This is a genomic window from Amycolatopsis sp. NPDC003861, from assembly GCF_053605405.1.
The window spans coordinates 1-18,919 of the sequence record NZ_JBSGJD010000024.1 but is presented as its reverse complement, the minus strand read 5'-3'; the positions used below and the strand labels follow the sequence as shown (position 1 = coordinate 18,919).

The window sequence follows — 18,919 nt, the reverse complement described above, 5'->3', positions numbered from 1 at the left end:
GCTGCCGAAGGAGAATCACCATGCCCGTAGTCCGTCGCGCCCTCGTCCTCTCCGTGTGCGCCACGAGTGCCGTGCTGCTGGCCGCCTGCAGCCCCAGCCCGACGGCCCCGGCCGCGCCCGGCGGCGCCGACGCCCCGGCCGCCACGTCGATCACCGAGCTCGACTACTACGCCGACGAGCAGGGTTCCGCCGCGTGGCAGAAGATCCTCGACACCTGTGCCGGGCAGACCGGGATCAAGATCGAGCGCCAGAAGGTGCCGACCAACCAGATGCTGCCGAAGGTATTGCAGAGCGCCAGCTCGAAGACGCTGCCGAACCTGCTCTTCACCGACAACCCGACGCTCCAGCAGGTCGCCGCCACCGGCGCGCTGACCCCGCTGAGCGACTACGGCATCAGCACCGACGGCTACTACGACAGCATCGTCAAGGCCGGGACCTACCAGGGCAAGGTGTACGGGGTCGCGCCCGGCGTCAACGGCCTCGCGCTGATCTACAACAAGGACCTCCTGCAGGCCGCCGGGGTCGAGCCGCCGAAGACGTGGGACGAGCTGAAGGCCGCCGCGGCGAAGCTGACCAAGGACGGCAAGTACGGGCTCGCCTTCTCCGCCATCCCGTCCGAGGAAGGCACCTGGCAGTTCCTCCCGTTCTTCTGGAGCAACGGCGCCGAACTGTCCCAATTGGACTCCCCCAAGGCGGCCCAGGCACTGCAGTACGTCACCGACCTGGTGAACTCGGGTGCGGCGTCGAAGTCCGTGGTGACCTGGAACCAGAACGACGTCGCCGACCAGTTCGTCGGCGGCAACGCGGCGATGATGATCAACGGGTCGTGGAACATCGCCCGCCTCGACGAGCAGAAGTCCCTGCACTACGGCGTGGTGCCGATTCCGGTGCCGCAGGCCGGCGGCAAACCGGTGGTCGCCCTCGGCGGCGAGGTCGGCACCATCCCGGTGACCGGCGGGCCCGCCCAGCAGGCCGCGGGCAAGGTGCTCTCCTGCATCCTGTCCGAGCCGACGATGGTCGAGTGGAGCAAGGCGCACGCCTACATCCCGTCGAAGACGGCCGTCGCGGAGAAGTTCGGCAAGGACCAGCCCGCGATGCAGGCGTTCGTCGACGAGGTCGGCACCGCCCGCTCCCGCACCGCGGAGCTCGGCGAGAAGTACCCGAAGGTCTCGCAGGCCCTGGCCGACGCGCTCCAGGCGGCACTGACCGGCAAGACCCCGGTCGACCAGGCCCTCAAGGCCGCCCAGCAGGCGAGCGGCTCGTGACGCTCGCCGCCGCCCCGACGGTCTCGGCGGCACCCCGCGCGAACCGGAGGTCCCGCCGGGACAACCGGTTCGCCGCGTGGGCGTTCCTGCTGCCCGCCCTGGCCTACATCATCGTGTTCTTCGGCTACCCCCTGGTCGCGAACCTGGTGATGAGCACCCAGAACTACACGGTGAAGTCGTTCTACACCGGCGAAGCGCCCTTTGTCGGCATCGCGAACTACTCCGCCGTGCTGAACAACCCGCTGTTCTCGACGGCGGCGCTCAACACGGTGCTGTTCACCGCCGGGTCGCTGGTCTTCCAGTTCGGCATCGGCCTGGCGCTCGCGGTGTTCTTCAACGGCCGCTTCCTCGGCAGCGCGCTGCTGCGGTCGCTGCTCCTGCTGCCGTGGCTGCTGCCCCTGGTGGTCAGCGGCGCGGTCTGGCGGTGGATGTTCGACCAGGACCACGGCGTGCTCAACGCCGGCCTGCGGTTCCTCGGCTTCGCCGCGGTGCCGTGGCTGAGCAGCACGAGCTGGGCGCTGCCGGCGGTGATCCTCACCAACATCTGGATCGGCATCCCGTTCAACCTGGTGATCCTGCACGGCGGCCTGCGCGCCATCCCGGCGTCGCTCTACGAAGCCGCGGAGCTGGACGGCGCCGGGGCCTGGGCGCGGTTCCGGCACGTCACCTGGCCGCTGCTGCGGCCGGTCACCGGGATCGTGCTCATGCTCGGCCTGGTCTACACGATCAAGGTGTTCGACGTGATCATGGTCGTCACCGGCGGCGGGCCGGCCAACGCGACGCAGACGCTGACCACGTGGTCGTACCGGCTGTCCTTTCAGGACTTCGCGTTCGGGCAGGGCGCGGCGGTCGGCAACGTCCTCATCGTGGTGGCGACCGTCTTCGGGTTGCTGTACCTGCGCTCGGCCAAGGCGACCCTGGCGGAGGCGGCATGAAGACGGCGAACTGGCCGCGGACCGTGCTCGGTGTGCTGATCGTCGCGGCGCTGCTGTTTCCGCTGTACTGGATGGTCAACGCCTCCCTGCAGCCCAGCGGCGCGCTGCTGCGCCCCGACCCGGCGTTCTTCCCCGCCGGCGGCACCCTGGACGGCTACCGCAAGGCCGTCTCGACGCAGGGGCCCAACCTGCTCTCCAGCGTCGTGGTCGCGCTCGGCACGGTGGTCGTGTCGCTGCTGGTGGCGGCACCGGCGTCGTACGCGCTGGCCCAGCTGAAGGTGCGCGGCGGGCCGGCGCTGGTGTTCGTGCTGCTCATCGTGCAGATGATCCCGGGCATCGTGATGGCCAACGCGCTCTACACGGTGTTCAGCAACCTCGGCCTGATCGACAACTACCTCGGGCTGGTCCTCGCCGACTCCACCGCGACCATCCCGTTCGCCATCCTCCTGCTGCGGGCGTTCATGATCTCCGTGCCGAAGGAGCTCACCGAAGCGTCCCGGGTGGACGGTGCCGGGTACTGGCGCACGTTCTCCTCGATCATCCTGCCGGTCAGCCGCAACGCGCTGGTCACCGCCGGGTTGTTCTCGTTCCTGTTCGCCTGGGCGGACTTCCTGTTCGCGGTCACCTTGACCACCGGGCAGTCGTTCGAGCCCATCACCGTGGGCATCTACCGGTTCGTCGGCAACCAGTCCGCCGACTGGAACGGGATCATGGCCACCGCCGTCCTCGCCGCGATCCCCGCGGCCGTCCTGCTGGTCGTCGCCCAGCGCTACGTCGTCGCCGGGCTGACCAGCGGCGCCGTCAAAGATTGACCTCTTCCAAGGAGACCCGCGTGATCACCACGACCGAAGACGGCCGCTCGCTCGAAGTCAGCGTGCGGCACGAGGTGCTGCGCATCGAGCCGTGGGGCGAGGGCAGCCTGCGCGTGCGGGCCGGACGGCACCGCATCGCCGAAGACGTCCCGGGCGCGCTGCTGCCCGCCAAGCCGTCGGCGGCGACCGCGTCCGCCGAGGGACGCACCGGCCGGGTCGTCAACGGCCCGCTCACCGCGATCGTCGAGATCGCCGACACCGACACCGGGATCGACGCGCAGCTGAAGTTCGTCCGCACGGACACCGGTGAGGAGCTGCTGTCCGAGCAGCGCGCGCACTTCTGGTGGCCCGGCGCGCGGCTGTTCATGCCCTCGCGCAACGGGTACGGCCGGCTCGAACAGCGGTTCAGCGCCTACGAGGGCGAGCGGCTGTTCGGCCTCGGGCAGCACACGCACGGCCGGCTCGACCAGAAGGGCCTGGTGCTCGACCTGGTGCAGCGCAACGCCGAGGTGTCGGTGCCGTTCCTGCTGTCCAGCCGCGGCTACGGGTTCCTCTGGAACAGCCCCGCCGTCGGCCGGGTCGAGCTGGCGGAGAACGGTACCCGCTGGGTCGCCGACGACGCGCGTCAGCTCGACTACTGGATCACCACCGGCGACGGCCCGCGGCAGATCCTGAGCCACTACGCCGACGCGACCGGCCACGCGCCCATGCTGCCCGAGTGGGCGGCCGGGTTCTGGCAGTCGAAACTGCGCTACCGCACGCAGGAGGAGCTCCTGTCGGTCGCGCGGGAGTACCACGCGCGGGGGCTGCCGCTGTCGGTGATCGTGGCGGACTTCTTCCACTGGACGCACCTCGGCGACTGGAAGTTCGACACCGCGGAGTGGCCGGACCCGGCCGGGCTGGTGCGCGAGCTGGCGGACCTCGGCGTCAAGCTGATGGTCTCGGTGTGGCCGTCGGTCAGCCCGCTCTCGGAGAACTACCAGGAGCTGCACGAGCAGGGTCTGCTGGTGGCCGCCGAGAGCGGCGTCCCGGCGCACGCGCCCTGGAAGGACAAGGGGTTCGGCGTCGAGATGCCGGTGGCGTTCTACGACGCGACCAACCCGGAGGCGCGGCGGTTCGTCTGGAGCAAGGTCAAGGAGAACTACTACGACCTGGGCGTGCGCGCGTGGTGGCTGGACGGCGACGAGCCGGAGATCCAGCCCGGCCACCCGCACAACCTGGGCTTCCACGCCGGCCCGGGCGCGGAGGTGTTCAACCTCTACCCGCAGGCGAACGCGCAGACGTTCCACGACGGCATCCGCGCCGAAGGCGACGACGAGGTAGTGCTGCTGTCCCGGTCGGCGTGGGCGGGCAGCCAGCGCTTCGGGGCGGCGCTCTGGTCGGGTGACATCGGGGCGACGTGGCCGTCGCTGCGGACGCAGGTCCGGGCCGGGCTGAACGTGGCGCTGGCGGGAATCCCGTGGTGGACCACGGACATCGGCGGCTTCCACGGCGGTGACCCCGACTCGCCGGAGTACCGCGAGCTGATGGTGCGCTGGTTCCAGTACGGCGTGTTCTGCCCGCTGTTCCGGCTGCACGGCTACCGCGACCCGCGCCCGGGGTTCGGGCCGGAGATGACCGGCGGTCCCAACGAGGTCTGGTCCTTCGGTGAAGCGGCGTACGAGTCGATCACGGCGTCGCTGCGCCTGCGGGAGCGGCTGCGGCCGTACCTGATGGAGCAGATGCGGGTGGCCCACGAGCAGGGCATCCCCCCGATGCGGCCGGTGTTCGTCGACTTCCCGGCGGACAGCGCCGCCTGGGACGTCGACGACCAGTTCCTCCTCGGCCCGGACGTGCTGGTGGCCCCGGTGCTCGAGCCGGGCGTCACCTCGCGGCGGGTGTACCTGCCCGCCGGCGCGACCTGGACGGACGCGGTGGCCGGCACCCGCCACGACGGCGGCGAATGGGTCGAGGCGCCGGCCCCGGCGGACCGGATCCCGGTGTTCCTCCGCGACGGGGCGGACCTGCCGATCCGGGAATAGTCACCGCTCCCGCAGCTCGACCCACGGCTGCGGCTCGGGCTCGCCCGGTGCCCAGCCCGGCGGCCAGATCCGGACGACGCCGGCGTCGATCCGGACGTGGGCTCCGGTGAAGTCGTATTCGGCGGCTGTCGCGCCCGTGAAATCGACGGGACCGGCGAAGGACGTCTCCACGAAGCTCGCCCTGCGGACTTCGCAGCCGCGCAGGTCCACCGCGTGGAGCACCAGGTGGTCGAGGTCGAGGTCCATCCCGGGCCAGAACCGCGGGGACGCGCGCCGCAGGTGGGGCCGCAGGAGCTGCCACAGCTCCGCCTGCCACGCGACCGGGTCCGGCCAGTCGTCGTCGAGCCGGGCGGTGATGGCGTGGACGCACTCCTGGCGCCGCTCGGGGTCGGCGTCGGCCTGCTCGGCGAAGGAGGCCAGCTCGGCCAGCCGGACGGTGTGCTCGTCGGCCAGCAGCCGAGCGGCGACCTCGTCGGGGACCGGCTCCGGCGGCGCCGACGGCGTCAGCACCTCGGCAGGCCGGTCCCGGCGCAGGAGCAGCCACGCCGTCACCGAGCCGGAGACGGCGCCGATCAGCGCCAGGACGGCGAACGGCGTGACGGTGGCCATACCCGGGATTCTCCCGGCCGCCGCCAGCGAATTAAAGTGGACCTGTGAGTCCAAAGCTGACCCCGAAGGGCGCGGCGACGCGGCAGCGGATCGTCGAGGGCGCCGCGGCCGAGATCCGCGAGCGCGGTGTCGCCGTCACGACGCTGGACGACGTCCGGGCGCGGACGGGGACGAGCAAGAGCCAGCTGTTCCACTACTTCCCGGACGGCAAGGAAGAGCTCCTGCTGGCGGTGGCGCGCTTCGAAGCGGACCAGGTCCTGGCCGTCCAGCAGCCGCAGCTGGGCCGGCTGACGTCGTGGGCGGGGTGGCAGCGCTGGCGGGACACCGTCGTCTCGCACTACGACAGCCGCGGGCAGCACTGCCCGCTCAACGTCCTGATCTCCCAGCTCGGCCGCGCGACCCCGGGCGCGCAGGCCGTGGTCACCGAACTGCTGCGGCGCTGGCAGGACGAAATCGAGGCGGGCATCCGCCACCTGCAGCGGACCGGCGAGGTCGGCGCGGACCTGGACGCCCCACGCGCGGCGGCCGCCCTGCTGGCGGGCATCCAGGGCGGGGTCGTGGTGATGCTGTCGACCGGCCGCATCGACCACCTCGAAGCGGCGCTCGACGTCGGCATCGGGAACCTGCGGGCGAGCGGGAACCGGTGAGCCCGGTTCCCGCTCCCGGAAGTCAGGCGGACTTGATCGCGGAGATCTCGAACTCCAGCGTGACCTTGTCGCTCACCAGCACGCCACCGGTCTCCAGCGCGGCGTTCCAGGTGATGCCGTAGTCCTTGCGGCTGATCGAGGTGGAGCCCTCGAAGCCGATCCGGTCGTTGCCGAACGGGTCCTTCGCCGAGCCCTCGAACTCGAACGGGACGGTGACCGAACGGGTGACGTCCTTGATCGTCAGGTCGCCGGTGACGTCGAAGCTGGTCTCGCCGGTCTGCTTGATCTCGGTCGAGGTGAAGGTGATCTGCGGGTACTCGTCCATCGACAGGAAGTCGTTGCTCTTCAGGTGCCCGTCGCGGTCGGCGTTGCGGGTGTCGATGCTGTGGGCCTGGATGGTCACCTGGACGCTCGACTTCTCCGGCGCGTCGCCGTCGATGGTCGCGGCGCCGGTGAACTCGTTGAAGCTGCCGCGCACCTTGGTCACCATCGCGTGCCGGGCGACGAACCCGATCCGCGAGTGGGCGGCGTCGAGGGTGTATTCGCCGGTCAGCTGGGGGTAGGTGGTCGCGCTGGTCATCGCTGTTCTTCTCTCCTCGTGGTGGCGCCCCCAGGTGATTGAGGGTTCAACGACACTGTACTCACTTTGGCTGGTTGCGCAAGCAAGCTTTCGGTAGTGTTGCCCGCATGGGTGAACTGTCCGCTCTCGACCTCGACGAAGCCGCCTTCTGGCGGCCGCTGATGCGCATCATGACGGCGCTGCCGCGCGCGCTCGAGGACCAGTTCCTGCCCGAAACGGGCCTGGCGATCACCGATTACGGCGTGCTGGTCGCGCTGTCCGAAGCGCCGGACCACCTGCTCCGCATCTCCGGCCTGGCCGCCACCACCGGGCTGTCGCTGAGCCGGATCAGCCGGGTCGTCGACGACCTGACCCGCCGCGGCCTGGTCGAGAAGCGCCGCTGCGCCGAGGACGGCCGCGCGTCCAACGCCGTGCTGACCGAGGCCGGATTGGCCAGACTGGAGGCGGCCTACCCGAGCCACCTCGCCCGCGTGCGGGCCGCGGTGTTCGACCACCTGAGCACCGAGGACATCCGCACGGCCGGGCCGGTGCTGGCCCGGCTGGCCGCGGCACTGGACACCGCTCCCCCGACCGACGACTGCTGAGGACGCCGATGAGCGACAAGGGCGAGTACAAGCGCGACCAGAACTACCTCCCGGACCGCATCACGGCCGACGGCCGCGACGGCTGGCCGGTCGAGCCGGGCCGCTACCGGCTGGTGGTGGCGCGGGCCTGCCCGTGGGCGAACCGCGCGGTGATCGTCCGGCGCCTGCTCGGGCTCGAGCCGGTCCTGTCGATGGGCATCGCGGGCCCGGTCCACGACGAGCGCAGCTGGAGCTTCGACCTGGACCCCGGGGGCCGCGACCCGGTCCTCGGCATCGAGCGCCTGCAGGAGGCGTTCTTCAAGCGCGACCCGGACTACCCCCGCGGCATCACGGTGCCCGCGTTCGTCGACGTTCCGAGCGGCCAGGTCGTCACCAACGACTTCGCGCAGATGACGCTGGACATGTCGACGGAATGGACGGCGTACCACCGCGACGGCGCACCGGAGCTGTACCCGGAGAAGCTGCGCGGCGAGATCGACGACGTGGCGCAGAAGGTGTTCACCGACGTCAACAACGCGGTGTACCAGTGCGGCTTCGCCCGGTCCCAGGAGGCGTACGACCACTCGTACCGGAAACTGTTCGCCCGGCTCGACTGGTTGTCGGACCGGCTGGCGGGCCGGCGGTACCTGGTGGGCGACACGATCACCGAGGCCGACGTCCGGCTGTTCACCACGCTGGTGCGGTTCGACGCGGTGTACCACGGTCACTTCAAGTGCAACCGGCAGAAGCTGACCGAGCTGCCGGTCCTGTGGGCGTACACGCGCGACCTGTTCCAGACGCCGGGCTTCGGCGACACGATCGACTTCGCCCAGATCAAGGAGCACTACTACGTGGTGCACCAGAACGTGAACCCGACGGGCATCGTCCCGCTCGGCCCGGACAACTCCGGCTGGCTCACCCAGCACGGCCGCGAGGAGCTCGGCGGCCGCCCGTTCGGCGACGGGACCCCGCCGGGCCCGCCGCCGGAGTCCGAGAGGGTGCCCGCGCTCTGAGAGCTTGGCTACGGTGATCGCCATGGAACGCCTGCGCGATCGCCGGGTCCTGGTCACCGGCGCCGGTTCCGGCATCGGCCGGGCCACCACGCTCCGCCTCGGACGACGGAAAGTTCATCACGTGCACGGAAATCCGCATCGAAGGCGGCATGCACACCTGAACAACAACGACGCCCCAAGGCAAGCAGCCGCCCCACCCGGCCACGCCCCCTGCCGACCCGATACGCGGCCGCTGAACAATCCGGCGTTCGGGCCGGCGGGAACCACGAAGGCAGAGGACATCACCTGTCCTATATCCAAGAGACCGTCGCCCCCATGGATCCCTTCCACATCGACATCCCCCAGCAAGACCTCGACGAGCTCCACCACCGCCTGGCCAAGACCCGCTGGCCGGGCGAGCTCCCCGACGCCGGCTGGGACTACGGCGTCAGCCAGGCCTACCTGGCCGACCTCGTCGGCTACTGGCAGCACGGCTTCGACTGGCGGGCCCAGGAAGCAAGCCTCAACCGGTACCCCCAGTTCACCACCACCCTCGACGGCCAGAACGTCCACTTCGTCCACGCCCGCTCCCCCGAACCCGACGCGACTCCGCTGATCATCACCCACGGCTGGCCCAGCACCATCGCCGACTTCCGGGACGTCCTCGGCCCCCTCACCGACCCGAAGGCCCACGGCGGTGACCCGAAGGACGCCTTCCACGTCGTCGCACCATCGGTGCCCGGGTTCGCCTTCTCCGGCCCCACCACCGAACGCGGCTGGAACACCCACCGCGTCGCGAAAGCGTGGGCCGAGCTGATGCAGCGGCTCGGCTACGAACGCTACGGCGCCCACGGCGGCGACTTCGGCAGCATCGTCTCGCCCGAACTCGGCCGCGTCGCTCCTGATGCCGTGCTGGGCGTGCACCTCAACGCCGTCGCCAATGCCGGGGTGCCGACCGCTCCCGGGGACCTCGACCGATTGTCCGAAGAGGACCGGAAGCGGGCGCGGGAGAACGAAGCCTGGTGGTACCCCCACTCCGGCTACGCCACCCAGATGGCCACCCGGCCGCAGACCGTCGCCTACGCCCTCAACGACTCCCCCGCCGGGCAGCTCGCCTGGAACCTCGAGTGGTTCGTCGACTGGGATCCCACCGCCACGAACCAGACCCCGGTGAGCCGGGACGCGATCCTGACCAACGTGACGATCTTCTGGCTCACCGGCACCGCCGGCTCGGCCGCGCGTCTCTACCTCGAGGCCGGCCAGGACGGCTGGGGCGAGCGGCCCGCGCCCTCCGGGGTCCCGACCGCGGTGGTGAACTTCCGCGGCGACCACGCGATCCGCGGCCTGGCCGCACTGTCCAACACGGTCACGCGCTGGACCGAGTACGACACCGGCGGCCACTTCGCGTCCCTGCAGGCGCCCGAAGCACTGGTGACCGACATCCGCGAGTTCTTCCGCGGCCTTTAGACCCGGCGGCGCCGCTTGGCCACGGCGCCGTCGAGCAGCGGACGCAGCTCCTCGACCACCGTCTCGAGGGGCGCGACGTCCTGGTGCGCCCGCGCCAGGACGATCGCGCCCTCCAGGGCGCTGAGCATCAGCACCGCCAGGGACGCGCTGCGGGCCGGGGGCACGCCCAGCTGCTCGAGGGTCGCCGCGACCGGGCGCTGCCAGCCCTCGAACGCCTTGCCCACCGCTTCGCGCAGGCTGTCGCTGGTGGCGGCCGTGTCCGCGACCGTCGCCACCAGGGGGCAGCCCGCGTCGAAGCCGGACGTCGTGAACTCGCCGGTCCACTGGGCGGCCATCGCCGCGAAGAGGTTCCCCGGGGTCGGGTCGGCGAGCTTGGCCGCGACGCGCGCCACGCGGCGGGCGGCGTAGTCGCCGGCCCAGGTGACGGCTTCGGCGATCAGCTGGTCCTTACCGCCCGGGAAGTAGTGCTGCAGGGACCCCCGCGGGGCTTCGGCGTGGGCGACCACGTCCCGCATGCCGGTCGCCCCGACACCGTGGATCCGCACCAGCTGCGCGGCGCTGAGCACCATCCGCTCGCGCGGGGTCCTGGTCATCGGCTGCCTCCTTCATGACGTCCGTCATGGTAGCCCAGTCCGGCACGACCAGCGCGAAGTCCCGTTCACCGCGCTCGTAGGACGGCACCGGCCGGAACCCCTGACCCAGCAGGAGCGCCTCGGCGCCGGTGTTCCCGGCCTGCACGGTGGCCCGCACGGTCCAGCCCGGCCAGCGCCCGGACGCCCACAGCCACCGGCTCAGCGCACTGGCGACTCCCTGCCGCTGCCACGCGTCGGCGACCAGGATCCCGATTTCCGCTTCCCCCGGCGTCTCCGAGACGAAGTTGAGCAGCCCGGCCGGAGTGCCGTCGCGGAAGGCGAGCAACGCGACACCGGCGAGCAAAAACCGTTCGTAACGCTGGAAAACCTCGGCGGGCCGGGCCGGACCGCCCATCATGAACCGGCGCCGGAGACTCTCCGGCGAGCAGGCCGCGACCAGCGCGGCGACCTGCGCGCGGTCCGCGACCTCTATGACAGTGGTCATAGTCCCATGAGAGCACACCGGACCGGAAAACGCCATGACGGGTGTCATAGGCCGCCGCGCCCGGTTCGCCCGGCCGGGACCCGGGTACGTTGCCGTGGCCGCGCTCCCCCACCGCGAAAGGCGTCCTCGATGCAGCTCTACGCCGAACGGCCGATCCGCCGGACCGCCCAGCTCGTCAGCGACCTCCTGGCCGTGCTGCTCGTCGTCATCGCGGTCTGGCTGGGGACGTCGGTGTACGACCAGGTCATGAAGCTGCGGGCGCCCGGGGACGGGCTCGTCGACGCCGGCACCGGCCTGCGCGGCACGTTCGACTCCGCGGCGAACTCCGCCGACGGCCTCCCGCTCGTCGGGGACGCCCTGGCCAAGGCTCTGCACGGCGGTTCGGACGTCGGCACGAAACTCACGGACGCCGGCCACTGGCAGATCGAGGCCGTCGAGAACCTGGCCTGGTGGCTGGCGGCGGTCATCATCGCCCTGCCCGTGCTGACGCTCCTGGTGTCGTGGTTGCCGCTGCGCTGGCACTACACGCGCCGCGCCACCGCGGCCGCGCGATTGCGGGCCCTCGGTGACGAAGGGCTGGACCTGCTGGCCCTGCGCGCCCTCACGACGCAGCCCCTCCACCGCCTGGCTTCGGTGGGCGAGCCGGCCACCGGCTGGCGGGAGCGGGACCAGGACGTCATCGCGAAACTGGCCGGCCACGAACTGGCGCGCCACGGCCTCGCTCCCTGAGCCGGAGGTCTTCCCGCCGGGGGCTCAGGACACCGGCGGGAAGACCTCCGCACTCCGCGGGCCGGGAGAGCTCAGCCGACGGAGGGGCCCATCCCGAGGGACTGCGGCGTGCTGGCGTCGGGCGACGGCTGGTGCAGGCCTTCGTCCAGCGGGCCGAACTCGGTCATCAGGGCCGGGCTGCCGCCCCACGGGGTCTGTTCCTCGGCGATCAGCGAGTTCGTCGTGAGCAGCAGACCGGCCACCGAAGCCCCGTTCTGCACGGCCGAGCGGCACACCCGCAGCGGGTCCACGACGCCGAGGGCGATCATGTCCCCATAGCGGTCGTGCAGGGCGTCGAAGCCTTCGTCGTCACCGAGTTCCCGGGTGCGCGCGACGATCTCGTGCGCCGGGTGGCCCGCGTTGTGCGCGATGAGGAACGCCGGTTCGGCCAGGGCCCGCCGGACGATCTCGACGCCGATGGCCTGGTCACCGTCCAAGCCGAGGCCTTCCAGGGCCTTTTCGGCGTGCAGGAGCGCCGCTCCCCCGCCCGCCACGATGCCCTCGGCCATCGCCGCCCGGGTCGCCGACAGGGCGTCCTCGACCCGGTGCTGCAGTTCCTTCAGCTCGGCCGGGGTGGCCGCGCCGACCCGGACCACCGCGACCTTGCCGGTCAGGGCGCCGATCCGCTCGGTCAGGACGTCCTCGTCGACGCCGAACTGCGCGCGCTCCAGCTCCGCCCGCAACTGCCCGACCCGGAACTCCACCGCGTCCGACGAGCCGGCGCCGCCCACGACGGTGGTGCGGTTCTCGGTGACCCGGACCTGCTTGGCGCGGCCGAGGTGCTCCAGGGTCATCGTCTCCATGGTGAACCCGGACTGCCGCGAGAGCACCGCGCCGCCGACGATGGCCGCGAGGTCCTCCAGCTTGTGCAGCCGCCGGTCGCCGAAGCCGGGCGCGCGGACCGCGACCGACTGGAACGTGCCGTTCATGTGGTTGTGCACCAGCATGGACAGCGCCGTGCCCTCGACCGTCTCGCCGATCACCACCAGCGGCCGGGGTGCCCGCATCACCTTGTCCAGCAACGGCATCAGCTGCTGCACCTTGGTGATCTTCTCCGCGCACATCAGGATGTAGGGGTCGTCGAGCACCGCCTCCAGCCGGCCCGGGTCGGTGACCAGGTACGGCGAGAGGTAGCCGTTGTCGAACTCGAACCCTTCGACGAACTCGACGCTCATCCCGATCGACGGCGACTCCTCGACGGTCACCACACCGCCGTCGCCGACGGTGTGCAGGGCCTTGGCGATGACCGCGCCGACGGCGTCGTCGTCGTTGGCCGAGATCGCCGCCACCCGCGCGTAGTCCTGTTCGGACACCACCGGGTGGGCCTGCTTCTCCAGGTGCGCCACCAGGAGCCCGACCGCGTGGTCGATGCCGCGTTTGACGAGCACCGGGTTGCCGCCGCTCGCGATCGCCCGCATGCCCTCGCGGACGATCGCCTGGGCCAGCACGGTGGCCGTGGTGGTGCCGTCGCCGACGACGTCGTTGGTCTTGATCGCCGCTTCCTTGACCAGTTGCGCACCCATGTTCTCGAACTGGTTCTTCAGGTGGATCTCGCGGGCGATGGTGACGCCGTCGTTGGTGACCACCGGCGAGCCGGTGATCTTCTCGATGATCACGTTGCGGCCCTTGGGGCCCAACGTGGACTTGACCGCTTCGGCCAGCTTGTCGACGCCCGCCAGCAGCAGGTCGCGGGCGTCCGAGCCGAACCGCAGTTCCTTCGCCATCTGCCCGCTCCTAGGGGGTGAGGATCGCGCGGCCGCGCACGCGCCCGGCGTCGAGGTCGGCCAGCGCGTCGAGCGCCGCGTCCAGGGGGTACTTCTTCGTGTGCAGGGTGACCTTGCCGGCTTCGGCCAGGACCATCAGCTCGACGAGGTCGTTGTAGGTGCCCACGAGGTTGCCGATGATGTTGCGTTCGGTGGAGATGATGTCGATCGTCGGGATCTCGATGTTCGAGCCGTAGCCGATGACGAAGTGCGACCCGGCGCGCCGCGTCATCGCGAAGGCGTCCTGCTGGGCGCCCTGCTCGGCGACGAAGTCGAGGACGACTTCGGCGCCGTTGCCGCCGGTCAGGTCGAGCACGGCTTCGACCTGCTTGCCGTCGGCCAGCACGGTCTCGTCGGCACCCAGGGTGGCCGCCAGGTCGAGGGCGTCGGCGTTGCGGTCGACCACGATCACGCGGGCGGCCGTCAGCGCGCGCAGCGACTGGATGCCGATGTGCCCGAGGCCGCCGGCGCCGTTGACGACGCAGGTGGTGCCCGGGTACAGGTGCGGGACGGCCTTGCGCACCGCGTGGTAGGCGGTGATGCCCGCGTCGGCCAGCGCCGCCACATCGGACGGCTGGGTCGACGGATCCAGCTTGATGCACGCCCGCGCCGACGTCAGCAGGTACTCCGCCATCCCGCCGTCGCTGCTGATACCGGGGAAGCTCCCGTTCGGGCAGTGCATGTCGTCGCCGGCCCGGCAGGCGTGGCAGAGCCCGCAGGTCGGCGTCGGGTGCAGGATCACGGTGTCCCCGACCTCGACGTTCGTCACCGCCGGGCCGACCTCGTGCACCCAGCCCGCGTTCTCGTGCCCGATCGTGTAGGGCAGCGCGACGCCGGACTTCTCGGCCCACTGCTCCTCGATGATGTGCAGGTCGGTGCGGCACACGCCGGCGCCGCCGATCTTGACCACGACGTCGAAGGGTCCGGTGGCGCGCGGCTCCGGGACGTCTTCGATCACCGGTTGCTCGTGGTACTTCTGCAGCCGCACGGCCTTCATCCCGTGCCCTCCTCATCGCTGGTCAAGGCGTACCGCGCGCGCAGCATGCCGCGGCAGACGCCCGAATTGGCCTCCATGCTCGTGCGGGTCAGCCGCGCGAACGCCAGGTGGCGCTTCGCGTCGGCCTCGGACACCGCTCGCCCGGTCGCCGGGTCGAGCAGCAGCGGGTCGCCGTCCTCGGCGGGCAGGCCGAGCTCGCGGCGGCGGGCCCGCAGCCGGTCGAGGTCCGGGCTCGGCGGGACGTCGCCGAGGGTCAGCGCCGCCGGGTCCCGGCCGAGGGACCGGCAGACGCGGTCGGTGCCGGCCAGGACGGCCTTGCGGACGAAGTCGTACCGCAGCGTGTCGAGCTCGTCGACGGCCTCGCCCTCGAAGGACGCGACGAACCCCCGCCGGGCCGCGACCCCGCGGTTGATGACGTCGGACGCGAAGTGGTCGTCGAGCCGGATGTCGAGCCCGGTCAGGCCCGGCACCCCGGCCACGGCGTCGTAGGCGTCCGCGACCATGAGGAACGCGAAGTTCGGCGCGCAGAAGTACGTCGGCAGCCGCAGCCGGACGACGGCGTGGCCCGCGTCACTCACCTCGCAGCGGGCCACGAACCCGAGGTCGGTGAGGGGTTCGTCCAGTTCGGGATCCCGGACGGTGCCCAGCGCCGCCCACACGGCGGCGCGGGCGCCGGTCACCAGCGTGGTCATGAGTTCGGCACGCCGACGGGCTCGACCTTCTCCGGATCCCGCAACCGAAGCTCTTCCGGCACGTCGATGCCGTAGAGGCGGGCCGCGTTCAGCCCGAGGATCTTCTTCTTCTGGTCGACGGTCAGCGGCGGGAAGTCCGACAGCTCTTCGTCGGACGGCATGTTCCAGTCGACGAAGCCCTCGACCTGCCACTTCGGTTCCCAGATGGCGTAGTCCGCGCCGAAGATCAGCTTGTCCTCCCCGAGCCAGAACATCAGCTCGCCCATGACCTTGGCGAAGAACTTCGGGCGGGCGTGCATCAGGCCGCCGACCACGACGGCCAGCCCCGCGTAGACGTTCCGCTCCTGGGTGGCCATGAAGCAGAAGTCCTCGATGCGCGGCAGGCCGACGTGCTCGACGATGAAGTTGAGGCCCTGGAAGTTCGTCGCCGCGTGGTCCACATCGGACACGTCGAACGCGTCCTTGTCCAAGGGCCAGATCGTCGGTCCCTTGTGGATGTGGACGTTCGTGACGCCGAGTTCCTCGCACTTCTCGAGGAAGCGCGCGGTTTCCGGATCCTTGAGGCTCCAGCCGCGGGAGTCGCCCCGCCACTCGGCCGTGTAGAGCTTGACGCCCTTGCAGCCGTACCGCTTGACGCGCTCTTCCAGGGCCTTCAGGCCTTCGTCGCCTTCACGCGGGTCGAAGGTCGTGTTGACGAGGAACTTGCCGGGGTGCTTCTCGGCCAGCGCCGCGTCCGCTTCGGTGGTGTTGAAGCCCGTCTTGTACCACTGCCGCAGGTTCGTCGGCTGGAAGATGGCCTGGTCGACGTGCCCGGCCTCGAACAGGTCGTGCATCATCAGTTCCTCGGAGTACTTCTGGAACCGGTCGATGGGCCAGTGCGTCTCCTTCGGGCCGAGCCCCTGGTAGGCGTGGAAGCACTCGATCCAGCCCTTGGCGTATTCCTCCTGCCCTTCGACCCAGTTCTCCGGGCTCGCGTCCCAGAAGTGGGTGTGGGCGTCCACCACGAAATACTTCTCGCCGTCTTTCTCGTACATTTCCTGATCCTCCTGAGCCGGATCGAGTGCTGGGTCCTACTTGACGGGCTTGAGGTCGAAGTCGAGGTATTCGGCCGCGTCCTCGGGGTTGGCGAACATGATCGTGCGGTCGTCTTCGTGGATCATCCGCCCGTAGTGGGTGGACATGCTCTCCTCGAACTCGGCCGCGTTGAACCAGCCTTCTTCCTCGCCGGCGGCCTCGTCGACCTCGGCGTAGACGACCTCCATCCGGCCGACGGCGTCGACCCGGATCATCGAAGGCAGCGGCGTGATGGTGACGTTGTCCTTCGTTCCCATCACTTCCGCGATGATCGCGCCCACCTGGTTGTTCATCAGGGTGAAGCCGCACATGTTGGACGCGGTGTTGTCGGCCTTGAACGGGCTTTCCGCGGTTTTGAAGATGGTCACTGGCCCAGCTCCTCGGGTGCCTTGAGGCCCAATTCGGACAGGATGCCGGCGAACCGGCTCTTCACGCGGTCGAGACCGTCCTCGAACCGGATCGGCTTGGCGTCGGGCTGCGACCACAGCGGCTGCAGCGCGCGGGCGGCGGCGATGCTCTTCGGCACCCAGTCCTCGAGCCACTTCTGCAGCAGCGCCTTGTTGTGGTCGGCGAACTCCTTGTCGTTGATCAGCAGGTGGAACAGCGGTTTCGTGTAGCGGAGGTCGCGTTCGGAGAAGTCGAACTCCTCGGCGCCGATCAGCGTCGGGGTGACGAAGTCGCCGTTCGCCGGCGCGGCCTGCTGCACCAGGTTGCTGCGGAACAATTCGCCGACGAGGGGCTCGAAGACGACGTTCGCGGCGAAGATCGCCTCGCCCCAGTCCCAGATCCCGGTCAGCTGCTCGGCGGTCTCCCGCACGCCCTGCCACGCCGGGTCTTCGTTCCACGTCGACAGGTGGGCGGTGCCGTCGAAGCCCTCGATCTCCTCGGTCAGCGTCAGGTTGTACAGCGCCAGGTCCTGGGCCGCGCGGATGCGGTGCATGCTGTTCACCGAGATGGCGTTGTTGTGCATGTTCGTCGGCGCGCGGCGGTTGGCGTTGGCGAACAGGTACAGGCCGAGGCCGTGGTCGACGTGCATCCACGCGCCGACGTGCTTGGCGACGAAGTCGACCCAGTTGCGGTTCCACTGCTCGAACGCCTTGGCCTGGCGGGCGGCGTCGATGTTCTGGTTCAGCTGGCGCACGACGTTCGCGTTGTACCGGTAGAGCGTGAGCTCCCATTCCTCGTTGGGGTCGCGGAACTCGTGCCAGCCGTGGGCCGGCCAGTCGTAGCCCTTGCCGCCGGAGCCCGGGCCGCGCTCGGGCAGCGGGCGGTCGGAGCCCCACGCCTTCAGCGCGGTCCACTCCAGCGGGTAGCCGCCCTGGCCGTCGGCGAAGGCGTAGAGCCAGCCCTGGGACAGGTAGTGCCGCGGGTCGGGCTGGACCTCGACGGTGACGTCCTCGTAGTGGCTCTGCTTGCGCTTGGCCGGGGTGAAGTAGTTGTACTGGCGGGCCGTGGAGTCCGGGAAGACCTTCGCGCCCGCCTCGGCGTCGGTGAACGCCGGCTTGGGCACGCTGCGTTCGGAGGTGGCTGTCATGGGTTTCCTACCCTTCGCCCGTGGTGGTGAACTTGTCGTAGAAGACGCGTTTGTCCGCGACACCGAGCGCGGGCAGCAGCTCCAGCGCGGCCTCCACCATCGGCGGCGGCCCGCAGACGTAGGCGTCGGCACCGGCGAGGTCGAGGCCGGCCCGGCGCAGGACGTCGGTGACGAAGCCGGTTTCGCCGGTCCAGTCGGCGTCGCCCGGCTCGGACAGCGCGGGGACGTAACGGAAAGACGGCAGCTTGTCTTCGAGCGCCCGCAGTTCGGCCTCGAAACAGAGGTCGTGGCGGCGGCGGGCGCCGTAGTAGAAGACGGCCTTCCGATCGATCCCGCGCTCGGCCATCGACCGCAGCAGGGACAGGATCGGCGCCATACCGGCTCCGCCGCCGACGAAGACGAGGTCCGCGCCCGGGTTGTCCCGCAAGGTGAACACCCCGAACGGGCCGGTCACCCGGAGCCGGTCGCCGACCGCGACTTCGGCGGCCAGGAACCGGGAGAACAGCCCGTCGGGGTAGATCTTGACGACGAACTCCAGGAGCCCGTCGCGCGCGGAGGTGTTGGCCATCGAGAACGACCGCGTCTCCTCGGTGCCCGGGATCGCGAAGTCCAGGTACTGCCCGGGGAAGAACTTCAGGTCGCCGTCGAGCCGCACCACCAGGTGCCGGAGGTCGTGCGTCACGGGATCGTTGGCGACGACCTCGACCTCGGCCTCCTGGATCGGCAGGCCGGACTGGATCATCTCCTCGTCGTAGTTGAGCAGCTCGATCGTCAGGTCTTCGTAGGCGTGGGCCCGGCACAGCAGCGTGAAGCCTTCCTCCTTTTCGTAGTCGGGGAGCGCGAAGGTCGAGTACCGGTCGTGTTCGACGTCGTCACCGTCGAGGAGGAACGACTTGCAGGCCGCGCACTGCCCTTCCTTGCAGCCGTGCATGAGCATCACGCCCTGCTCGGCGGCGGCGCGCAGGATCGTGGTGTCCTCGGCGACGTCGATCTCGATCCCGACCGGCTCGAACCGGACGCGGTGTTTCTCTGCCATGGATGCCCCGTCTTGCTCGGTGCGGGGTGGGGGGGGGGGTTTGGGGGGGGGTGTAGCCCTAGTTAAATAAAACCACTTGAGCGGGGT

At 70.4% G+C, this 18,919-nt stretch carries 20 protein-coding genes; 9 read left to right on the top strand and 11 right to left on the bottom strand.

Features of this window, described 5'->3' with window-relative positions:
• Positions 1-20 precede the first annotated feature (20 nt).
• From ACWEVN_RS09365 to ACWEVN_RS09350, 4 genes are read left to right on the top strand one after another with little or no spacing between them, the layout of a single operon-like run.
• The gene (locus tag ACWEVN_RS09365; protein WP_452050883.1) at positions 21-1,265 is read left to right on the top strand and encodes a sugar ABC transporter substrate-binding protein; all 1,245 of its coding nucleotides are present in this window, start codon (positions 21-23) and stop codon (positions 1,263-1,265) included.
• Positions 1,262-2,200, top strand: a complete 939-nt coding sequence (locus ACWEVN_RS09360; protein ID WP_452050882.1) for a carbohydrate ABC transporter permease — start codon at positions 1,262-1,264, stop codon at positions 2,198-2,200. The genes ACWEVN_RS09365 and ACWEVN_RS09360 overlap by 4 nt, the downstream gene beginning before the upstream one ends.
• Positions 2,197-3,012: a carbohydrate ABC transporter permease gene (locus ACWEVN_RS09355; RefSeq protein ID WP_452050881.1), complete on the top strand. Its 816-nt coding sequence runs from the start codon at positions 2,197-2,199 to the stop codon at positions 3,010-3,012. The genes ACWEVN_RS09360 and ACWEVN_RS09355 overlap by 4 nt, the downstream gene beginning before the upstream one ends.
• 20 nt (positions 3,013-3,032) lie before the next feature.
• Positions 3,033-5,033, top strand: coding sequence for a glycoside hydrolase family 31 protein (locus ACWEVN_RS09350; protein WP_452050880.1), 2,001 nt, complete (start codon positions 3,033-3,035; stop codon positions 5,031-5,033).
• On the opposite strand, the gene ACWEVN_RS09345 is transcribed toward ACWEVN_RS09350, so the two are convergent.
• Entirely contained in the window at positions 5,034-5,642 is a 609-nt protein-coding gene (locus ACWEVN_RS09345) for a hypothetical protein (protein WP_452050879.1), read from the bottom strand.
• A 44-nt stretch (positions 5,643-5,686) separates the two neighbouring features.
• Between ACWEVN_RS09345 and ACWEVN_RS09340 the strand changes: the two genes are divergently transcribed.
• The gene (locus ACWEVN_RS09340; protein WP_452050878.1) at positions 5,687-6,289 is read left to right on the top strand and encodes a TetR/AcrR family transcriptional regulator; all 603 of its coding nucleotides are present in this window, start codon (positions 5,687-5,689) and stop codon (positions 6,287-6,289) included.
• Positions 6,290-6,311: 22 nt separating this feature from the next.
• Here the strand turns inward: ACWEVN_RS09340 and ACWEVN_RS09335 are convergent, their stop codons facing one another.
• Positions 6,312-6,869 (bottom strand): YceI family protein, encoded by a 558-nt coding sequence (locus tag ACWEVN_RS09335; protein ID WP_449684571.1) that lies wholly within the window; start codon positions 6,867-6,869, stop codon positions 6,312-6,314.
• A gap of 107 nt (positions 6,870-6,976) precedes the next feature.
• Here ACWEVN_RS09335 and ACWEVN_RS09330 point away from each other — a divergent pair, with 107 nt between their 5' ends.
• The 3 genes from ACWEVN_RS09330 to ACWEVN_RS09320 all read left to right on the top strand — a co-directional run bounded on the left by ACWEVN_RS09330 (position 6,977) and on the right by ACWEVN_RS09320 (position 9,891).
• Positions 6,977-7,453, top strand: coding sequence for a MarR family winged helix-turn-helix transcriptional regulator (locus ACWEVN_RS09330; RefSeq protein WP_449684570.1), 477 nt, complete (start codon positions 6,977-6,979; stop codon positions 7,451-7,453).
• Between the two features lie 8 nt (positions 7,454-7,461).
• The gene (locus tag ACWEVN_RS09325) at positions 7,462-8,445 is read left to right on the top strand and encodes a glutathione S-transferase family protein (RefSeq protein WP_452050877.1); all 984 of its coding nucleotides are present in this window, start codon (positions 7,462-7,464) and stop codon (positions 8,443-8,445) included.
• A 315-nt stretch (positions 8,446-8,760) separates the two neighbouring features.
• Positions 8,761-9,891, top strand: coding sequence for an epoxide hydrolase family protein (locus ACWEVN_RS09320; protein ID WP_452050876.1), 1,131 nt, complete (start codon positions 8,761-8,763; stop codon positions 9,889-9,891).
• Here the strand turns inward: ACWEVN_RS09320 and ACWEVN_RS09315 are convergent.
• On the bottom strand, positions 9,888-10,436 hold the full coding sequence (locus ACWEVN_RS09315; protein ID WP_449684623.1) for an LmrA/YxaF family transcription factor: 549 nt from the start codon (positions 10,434-10,436) through the stop codon (positions 9,888-9,890). The two genes, ACWEVN_RS09320 and ACWEVN_RS09315, sit on opposite strands and share 4 nt — an antisense overlap.
• Positions 10,339-10,878 carry an N-acetyltransferase family protein gene (locus ACWEVN_RS09310; protein WP_452050900.1) on the bottom strand — a complete coding sequence of 180 codons (540 nt, stop codon included), beginning with the start codon at positions 10,876-10,878 and terminating at the stop codon, positions 10,339-10,341. Before ACWEVN_RS09310 ends, ACWEVN_RS09315 begins: the two co-directional genes overlap by 98 nt.
• A gap of 219 nt (positions 10,879-11,097) precedes the next feature.
• On the opposite strand from ACWEVN_RS09310, the gene ACWEVN_RS09305 reads away from it, so the two are divergent.
• Positions 11,098-11,697, top strand: coding sequence for a hypothetical protein (locus ACWEVN_RS09305; protein ID WP_452050875.1), 600 nt, complete (start codon positions 11,098-11,100; stop codon positions 11,695-11,697).
• A gap of 71 nt (positions 11,698-11,768) precedes the next feature.
• Here the strand turns inward: ACWEVN_RS09305 and groL are convergent, their stop codons facing one another.
• The 7 genes from groL to ACWEVN_RS09270 are packed head-to-tail and all read right to left on the bottom strand — an operon-like array spanning position 11,769 to position 18,832.
• Entirely contained in the window at positions 11,769-13,460 is a 1,692-nt protein-coding gene (groL, locus tag ACWEVN_RS09300; RefSeq protein ID WP_452050874.1) for a chaperonin GroEL, read from the bottom strand.
• 10 nt (positions 13,461-13,470) lie between these two features.
• A complete protein-coding gene (locus tag ACWEVN_RS09295; RefSeq protein WP_452050873.1) occupies positions 13,471-14,496 on the bottom strand; it encodes an NAD(P)-dependent alcohol dehydrogenase in 1,026 nt (341 codons plus the stop codon).
• Positions 14,493-15,188 carry an iron-sulfur cluster assembly protein gene (locus ACWEVN_RS09290; protein ID WP_452050872.1) on the bottom strand — a complete coding sequence of 232 codons (696 nt, stop codon included), beginning with the start codon at positions 15,186-15,188 and terminating at the stop codon, positions 14,493-14,495. The genes ACWEVN_RS09295 and ACWEVN_RS09290 overlap by 4 nt, the downstream gene beginning before the upstream one ends.
• Positions 15,185-16,222 carry an amidohydrolase family protein gene (locus tag ACWEVN_RS09285; RefSeq protein ID WP_449684563.1) on the bottom strand — a complete coding sequence of 346 codons (1,038 nt, stop codon included), beginning with the start codon at positions 16,220-16,222 and terminating at the stop codon, positions 15,185-15,187. Before ACWEVN_RS09285 ends, ACWEVN_RS09290 begins: the two co-directional genes overlap by 4 nt.
• A 36-nt stretch (positions 16,223-16,258) precedes the next feature.
• On the bottom strand, positions 16,259-16,630 hold the full coding sequence (gene mimD / locus ACWEVN_RS09280) for a propane 2-monooxygenase effector subunit MimD (RefSeq protein ID WP_449684562.1): 372 nt from the start codon (positions 16,628-16,630) through the stop codon (positions 16,259-16,261).
• Positions 16,627-17,796, bottom strand: coding sequence for a ferritin family protein (locus tag ACWEVN_RS09275; RefSeq protein ID WP_310975743.1), 1,170 nt, complete (start codon positions 17,794-17,796; stop codon positions 16,627-16,629). The genes mimD and ACWEVN_RS09275 overlap by 4 nt, the downstream gene beginning before the upstream one ends.
• Positions 17,797-17,803: 7 nt before the next feature.
• Complete coding sequence (locus tag ACWEVN_RS09270) at positions 17,804-18,832, bottom strand: FAD-binding oxidoreductase (protein ID WP_449684561.1); 1,029 nt, start codon at positions 18,830-18,832, stop codon at positions 17,804-17,806.
• Positions 18,833-18,919 lie beyond the last annotated feature (87 nt).